The following is a 7,194-nucleotide window of genomic DNA, read 5'->3' as shown; positions in this document are numbered from 1 at the left end:
TTCGTTCAAAAGGCTTAAAACATTACGGCGGCTCCGCTCATTGCTTCGAGCTATCTCAAAAAGGGAAAGTCACCCTTTTTGAGATAGCTCTCTTATACATTAAATCTAAAATGAACGACATCCCCATCTTGGACGATGTATTCTTTTCCTTCTAGGCGTACTTTTCCTCTTTCTTTTGCGATTGCCATTGAGCCGGCGTCGACTAGGTCTTCGTAGGAGACTACTTCTGCACGGATGAAGCCGCGTTCGAAGTCTGTGTGGATAATTCCTGCTGCTTGAGGTGCTTTGATTCCTTTTCTAAATGTCCAGGCTCTTACTTCTTGAACACCTGCTGTGAAGTATGTTTGTAGACCTAATAAGTCATAAGCCGCTCGAATTAGTTGATCTAGTCCGGATTCTTTAATTCCTAGTTCCTCAAGAAACATTTGCTTTTCATCGCCTTCAAGCTCGGCGATTTCTGATTCAATTTTCGCACAAACTAAAATCACTTCACTGCCTTCAGATGCAGCAAACTCTTTCACTTGCTTCACGTACTCATTATCTTCAGTAGAAAGCAAATCTTCTTCACTGACATTCGCTACGTATAAAACTGGCTTGCTTGTTAGCAAGTGCAGTTGTTTCACAAGCTTTTGTTGTTCGTCTGTAAAATCAATGCTACGAGCTGGCTTTTCTTCTTCAAATGCATTTTGTAGCAGTTCTAATACTTCTAACTCAGCTACTGCCTCTTTGTCTTTTGCTTTTGCTAATTTTGCCACACGAGTAATTCTTTTTTCAATTGATTCGAAATCTGCTAAAATTAATTCTAAATTAATAACCTGAATATCACGTAATGGATTCACCCCACCTGAAACATGGGTAATGTTATCATCAGCAAAGCAACGAACTACATGAGAAATCGCGTCTACTTGGCGAATATGAGAAAGAAATTTATTTCCTAGTCCTTCTCCTTTGCTAGCACCTTCAACAATTCCGGCAATATCCGTAAATTCAAACGCAGTTGGGATCGTTTTTTTCGGTTCCACTAATTCCGTTAGCTTCTGCAAACGATAATCAGGAACCTCAACGATCCCGACATTTGGGTCGATTGTACAAAATGGGTAGTTCGCTGATTCTGCTCCAGCTTGTGTAATTGCATTAAACAATGTTGATTTCCCTACATTCGGCAAACCAACAATTCCAGTTGTTAAAGCCACTAGATCCACTTCCTTTTTTTATTTTCAATTAAGTCCTTGCGATCATTAAAATATTATCGAGGACGATCAGACGAAACTTATAAGTGCGCATTCCTTCCAATTATAGTGATTCCGATAAAAAAAGACAAGGCAATGAAGGTTTTCTTCCCTCATTGCCTTGCACTGTTATTCAGATGCCTGCTCTAGTACTTTCTTTAATTTCTTTGCAAAATCCTTACGCGGGAGCATAACGCTATGCTGACAACCGAGACATTTAATCCTGACATCCATGCCCATTCGGATAATTTTCCAACGATTTTCACCACAAGGATGTTGCTTCTTCATCTCTACCACATCATGGAGTGCAAACTCTTTATTGATCATGCAAGATGCCTCCTTTTCCCTACACCACTTTTATTGTTGTATTATACACGAAGAAGCGTAGATGAGTCGAGGCATCAAAATGGATATTGATCTTCAATTCATTCCAAAAAGGAAAAACACCGTTTTTGAATAAGCTCTACAGAGCGCGATGATGAAAAATTGGGTATAGAAGTAGTGAAGCTAGTACAAATAGGTTTAATACTCCGTACAATGGGTAAAGAACGGATATAAGCGTTGAGAAACCAAATGTGGTTAATGGAGCCATGACGGCAATTAATAATAGTGCTAACAACCATGCTGGCCCTTTTATCCACGCTCTCATCCGCGAGAGCAATCCAAACACCCCGGCCGCTGCCGTCGTATAGATTGCAAGCCATAATAATGCCGACATAATTAGCATCATATAATAAGGATAGTGTTTCAAAATTGCAAAGAGCGGAATTTCATATAGCATAATATCACCGGCTACTTGTAACAATGATTCGTTGTAAAGAAACGAGATGGAACCTAAGATGACTCCACTTCCTATACAAGCGATCCACATTTCCCCCTTATGTTTTACTTCATGACCAACAGCACCGAGAATAGCAATTAATGGAAGAATATTAAGAGCGGTAAATGTTAAAGCAGATGGCCAATTGTGTTGTGCATCTATTTTAAATTGGATCGGAAATCCTTTTAACGATTGGAATGCCAATAAAATCGCAATTAAAAACACAATAAGTATTGGAATAATGAACGCATTCATAGAAGTCATTCCTTTTGTGTCCCATAAAAATAAAATGACAACTAGACCACCAATAATCAACGTACCGAGCCAGTAAGGAACATGAATAACTTCAAGAGTCGCTCCACCCCCAGCTAGCATTATTACAGTCGTTGAGAACAAGTAAATAATAATCATCACATCATAGATTTTCGATAAACGCGTACCCATAAGGACTTGCAAGACAGGTAAATAGTGTGTTGATTTTTTTTCATAGCTAATTGTCATAATGACTTTACATGAAACGGTAAATAGAATAGTAAAAAGAATAATTGCTAGTCCACTTTCTGCTCCGAAGAATTCCCAAAGTTCTCTTCCAGAAGCATAGCCAGCACCTATCATTGTACCAATAATGAGAAACATCCATTTCAAGCCGTTCACCCACATGCGAAATCCTCTCCTCACCTCTTCTTTTCCTCTTGTATGTATAGAAAGGAAAAAAGTTCCGTATACTGTTACTACTATGGCAAAGGAGGCGATGTTATGAGTACAAACCATCGTCTGTTCGGAAAAAAGAATACATCTATGCGAGTTCATATGGAGGAAGATACAGCAATCGAACAGTTAACGAAGCATTTATATGAAATGACTGAAGTCCATGTGAAACGAGATCTCGTCATTGTCTGTATTGGAACTGATCGGTCAACTGGGGATTCACTTGGCCCATTAATTGGTTCAAAGTTAGAGAGCATGAACTTGAAACGTTTCCACATCTATGGAACATTAGAAAAACCCGTTCATGCTGTTAATCTTGAAGAACGGATAGCCGAAGTAAAAGAGAAGCATTCACGTCCTTTTATTTTAGCCATCGATGCTTGTCTTGGTAGAATGAATAGTGTAGGCAAGATTACACTTGCAGAAGGTCCTGTGCAGCCAGGTGCTGCTGTTCAAAAAAAGCTACCTTCCATTGGCGATATTCATATGACTGGCATTGTAAACGTAGGTGGGATGATGGAATACTTTGTTTTGCAAAATACACGTCTTCATACAGTGATGCAGATGGCTGATACAATCGCAAAAACAATTGGTGCAACAGATGCTCTTCTTCCTGAAAAACAGGTGTCACCTTCACTCCTACAATCATTACGAATGAAGCCGCAAATTCTTTTACGCTCAAAAAACGAAACACCTATGTAAATACAAAGAGTGGGACAAAAAGGCTTTTCCTTTTTATCCCACTCTCTTTTCTATTAAACAAAATAGTGTAAACCTGTTACAAATGCCGCTACGACAACAATGCTCGGTAATAAGTTTGCAACACGAACTTGCAAAATCCCTAAAATATTTAACCCGATTGCAATAATCATAATACCACCTGTAGCTGTCATTTCAACAATAAAAGTATTCATGAGTAATTCAGGCACAAATTGGTTGATTTGAGTTGCTAGTAAGGCAATCCCCCCTTGATAAAGGATAACTGGTATAGCAGAGAAAATCACACCTAACCCTAACGTTGAAGTAAAGATAATTGCTGAAAATCCATCAAGCAATGACTTTGTATATAACACAGAATGGTCTCCACGTAAGCCACTATCAAGCGCTCCTAGAATTGCCATTGCACCGACAACATAGATTAAAGTTGCTGTGACGAACGCCTTTGCAATGGCCCCATCTTCTTTTGCTCCTACTTTTGTTTCAATCCAAGCTCCTAAACGAGCAAGCCGAGCTTCCAAATCAACCTTTTCACCAATGATCCCACCGATTACAAGGCTTCCAATGACGATTAGAAATTGTTCACTTTTTAACGCCATCCCAATTCCTAAAATAACAACGGCAAGTGCGATTGCTTGCATCGTCGTCGTTTTCATTTGTTCTGATATATTTCGAACTAACAACCCAATTAGTGATGCGATAATAATTGCTAATCCGTTTACAAGTGTTCCTGTTAAAACCATTCTCCTACCCCTTATCTATTCAAAAGCTTGTTTAATTTCTTGTAATGCTTCTAATAACCTCTCTACTTCTTTTGTTGTATTGTATGGACCAAAACTAACTCGGATGAGCCCTGACTCACTTGTTCGTAAAGAGTGGTGGGCTTTTGGAGCACAATGCATGCCTGCTCTAACAGCAATTTGATAATGCTCGTCCAAAATCATAGCTAGCTCATGACTTTCCACTCCTTCTAGTTCAAAAGGAATAACCGCTACTCTCTGTGAAATGTCGTCCGGGCCGTATGTGGTAAATCCGTTCAGTTCGTTTATACCTTGTAAAAATTGTTTCATCAGTGTTTGTTCATGGAACCATATGTTTTTAATACCGATCTCAAGAACCTCATCAATACCAGCAGATAATCCTGCAATCCCAGGTGTATTTAGAGTACCTGCTTCATATCGATCTGGCCATTTTAACGGTTGATGTAGGAGCTCTGAGTAACTACCTGTACCGCCAACTACTAAAGGCTCCAACTGATAATCCTCTTTCGATATGAGTACGCCTGTCCCTTGAGGACCTAGCAATGACTTATGCCCTGCAAATGCTAAAAGATCAATTCCATCATCGCTCATATTAATCTCAATGGTACCGGCGGTTTGTGATGCATCAAGTAAGACAACGATATCTTTCTTTTTCACTACATTAGAAACCTCACGAATTGGGACAACAGCTCCTGTCACATTTGAGGCATGTGAAACAGCAATCATTTTTGTTCTATCTGTAAGGGCTTCTTCAAATTGCTCTACTGTTAAAAGTCCTTTTTCGTTTGGTTCAATATAGGTAACGTTTATCTTTTTTTCAAAAATGAGTTTCTCGAGTGGACGTATCACTGAATTATGTTCAAACATGGTTGCAATGACATGATCACCTTCTTCAAAGGGATAGCCAAACAATGCTTGATTTAATGCCATTGTTGCATTTTGATAAAACCAAACATGCTTCCCCCCAGGTGCCCCAAAAGTATGGGCTAGTTTTTTTCTAGTTGAATCAATTGCTTCCTTAGCTTGTTCTGCTAATTTATGTCCACCTCGACCAGGGTTCGCGCTGAATGTTGATACTGCCTCATACATTGCTTCTGCGACCTTCTTAGGTTTTGGATAAGATGATGCAGCATGATCAAAATAAATCATTCGAACATTTTCCTTTCATCTGTAACATTTTTTAAAAGCAAAAAAAGGCAACTCAAAAAGTCCCCCAATTGCCCTCACTTTCTACAGTTAGTCAATTAACTGTCCTTCATAAGGATTATTGGGTAGGTACTTTGAGTCCCCCCTTTTCACCATCCGTTTATTATGTAGAATGCTCAGATTCTAATAGTTGTATAATCCGCTCAAGGTCTTCTTCAGAGAAATAATCAATTTCAATCTTCCCTTTTTTCTTTCCTGGTTTAATTGCTACTGACGTTCCTAGCCTTGTTCTAAGAACATCTTGTCTTTCTTTTAAAAATGGGGAAAGAGACTCTTTTTTTCGTTTTGTTTCACGTGGAACTCTTTCATTTAGCTGATTAACCATTTCTTCCACTTGACGGACACTCAGCTTTTCTTTAAAAATCTTTTCTATTAATGCTGATAGTGTCTGCTTATCTTTTAATCCTAACAAAGCACGCCCATGCCCCATTGACAATTCCCCTTCAGAAATGAATTGCTGAACAACATTTGGAAGGTTTAATAATCGTAAATGATTGGCTATGTGAGGTCGACTTTTTCCTAAGCGAACAGCTAGTTGCTCTTGCGTCATGGAGAGATGTTCCATTAACTTTTCATAAGCAACTGCCTCCTCGATTGGATTTAAGTCTTCACGTTGAATGTTTTCAATAAGAGCTAACTCTATCATTTTTTGCTCATCTAATTCTTTTACAACAACCGGTACTTCCGTTAATCCTGCTTTTTGAGCAGCCCGAAACCTGCGCTCACCTACAACAATTTCATAGCCTTTAATACTTTTCCTTGCGATAATTGGTTGTAAAATCCCATGTTCTTTAATGGAGTCAGCAAGTTCACAAATAGCCTCTTCCGAAAATGTTTTACGAGGTTGATAAGGATTTGAGCGCAGATCAGTAACAACAATTTGCTCAACTTTATCATGACTATCTTCACTATGATCAGGAAAAAATGCCTGTAACCCTTTACCTAACCCTTTCGCCACTCGCTACCACTTCCTTTGCTAGTTCTAAATAAACCTCTGCTCCTCTTGATTTAGCGTCATACGTAATAATCGGCTCACCATGACTTGGAGCTTCTCCTAAACGAACATTTCTTGGAATAATTGTATCAAAAACTTTTTCACGAAAGTATTTTTTCACTTCATCAATTACCTGAATTCCAAGGTTTGTCCGTGCATCTAGCATCGTAAGCAACACACCTTCAATTTCAAGGGTTGTATTTAAATGCTTTTGTACAAGACGAACTGTATTTAACAGCTGACTCAATCCTTCAAGTGCGTAATATTCACATTGAACAGGGATTAAAACAGAATCTGATGCTGTTAGTGCGTTAATTGTCAATAACCCTAAAGAAGGTGGACAATCTATAAATATATAATCATAATTTGCAGCGACACTTGTTAAAGCTCTCTTTAAACGGACTTCACGCGAAATAGTTGGAACGAGTTCAATCTCCGCTCCCGATAATTGAATGGTTGAAGGTAAAACATCTAAGCGTTCCACAGATGTTGACTTAATTACTTTGGAAGCTTCAACATCTTCAACAAGAATGTCATAAACACACTCATCAACATCACCTTTTTCAACACCTACTCCACTTGTTGCATTCCCTTGTGGATCAATGTCAACAAGCAAAACTTTTTTACCAATATGCGCTAAGCAAGCACTTAAATTGACAGCCGTCGTCGTTTTGCCGACGCCACCTTTTTGATTTGCTACAGCAATGATTTTGGCCACGCTGTCACCTACTTTCCATTCAAAACTCGAACATGTCTTTT

Annotated in this window: 8 protein-coding genes; 1 reads left to right on the top strand and 7 read right to left on the bottom strand. The window is 38.8% G+C overall.

Annotated elements, in window-relative coordinates:
- Nucleotides 1-92 precede the first annotated feature (92 nt).
- From ychF to SLH51_RS21895, 3 genes are all read right to left on the bottom strand, one after another.
- On the bottom strand, nucleotides 93-1,193 hold the full coding sequence (ychF, locus tag SLH51_RS21905) for a redox-regulated ATPase YchF (RefSeq protein WP_335963675.1): 1,101 nt from the start codon (nucleotides 1,191-1,193) through the stop codon (nucleotides 93-95).
- A gap of 165 nt (nucleotides 1,194-1,358) precedes the next feature.
- Nucleotides 1,359-1,556, bottom strand: a complete 198-nt coding sequence (locus tag SLH51_RS21900; protein WP_335963674.1) for a DUF951 domain-containing protein — start codon at nucleotides 1,554-1,556, stop codon at nucleotides 1,359-1,361.
- 136 nt (nucleotides 1,557-1,692) lie between these two features.
- Complete coding sequence (locus tag SLH51_RS21895; protein WP_335963673.1) at nucleotides 1,693-2,709, bottom strand: YkvI family membrane protein; 1,017 nt, start codon at nucleotides 2,707-2,709, stop codon at nucleotides 1,693-1,695.
- Nucleotides 2,710-2,805: 96 nt separating this feature from the next.
- On the opposite strand from SLH51_RS21895, the gene yyaC reads away from it, so the two are divergent.
- A complete protein-coding gene (gene yyaC, locus SLH51_RS21890) occupies nucleotides 2,806-3,459 on the top strand; it encodes a spore protease YyaC (RefSeq protein ID WP_335963672.1) in 654 nt (217 codons plus the stop codon).
- Between the two features lie 53 nt (nucleotides 3,460-3,512).
- Here yyaC and SLH51_RS21885 read toward each other — a convergent pair whose 3' ends face one another.
- The 4 genes from SLH51_RS21885 to SLH51_RS21870 all read right to left on the bottom strand — a co-directional run bounded on the left by SLH51_RS21885 (nucleotide 3,513) and on the right by SLH51_RS21870 (nucleotide 7,153).
- On the bottom strand, nucleotides 3,513-4,217 hold the full coding sequence (locus SLH51_RS21885; protein WP_335963670.1) for a DUF554 domain-containing protein: 705 nt from the start codon (nucleotides 4,215-4,217) through the stop codon (nucleotides 3,513-3,515).
- 15 nt (nucleotides 4,218-4,232) lie between these two features.
- The gene (locus SLH51_RS21880; protein WP_335963668.1) at nucleotides 4,233-5,384 is read right to left on the bottom strand and encodes an aminotransferase class V-fold PLP-dependent enzyme; all 1,152 of its coding nucleotides are present in this window, start codon (nucleotides 5,382-5,384) and stop codon (nucleotides 4,233-4,235) included.
- A gap of 160 nt (nucleotides 5,385-5,544) precedes the next feature.
- Entirely contained in the window at nucleotides 5,545-6,399 is an 855-nt protein-coding gene (locus SLH51_RS21875; protein ID WP_335963667.1) for a ParB/RepB/Spo0J family partition protein, read from the bottom strand.
- Complete coding sequence (locus SLH51_RS21870; protein WP_335963666.1) at nucleotides 6,380-7,153, bottom strand: ParA family protein; 774 nt, start codon at nucleotides 7,151-7,153, stop codon at nucleotides 6,380-6,382. The genes SLH51_RS21875 and SLH51_RS21870 overlap by 20 nt, the downstream gene beginning before the upstream one ends.
- Between the last annotated feature and the right edge of the window lie 41 nt (nucleotides 7,154-7,194).

Source organism: Halalkalibacter kiskunsagensis (assembly GCF_037027555.1).
GTDB lineage: Bacteria > Bacillota > Bacilli > Bacillales > Bacillaceae_D > Halalkalibacter > Halalkalibacter kiskunsagensis.
Note: the sequence above shows the minus strand (reverse complement) of the source record. Positions and strands in the feature narration are given on the sequence as shown.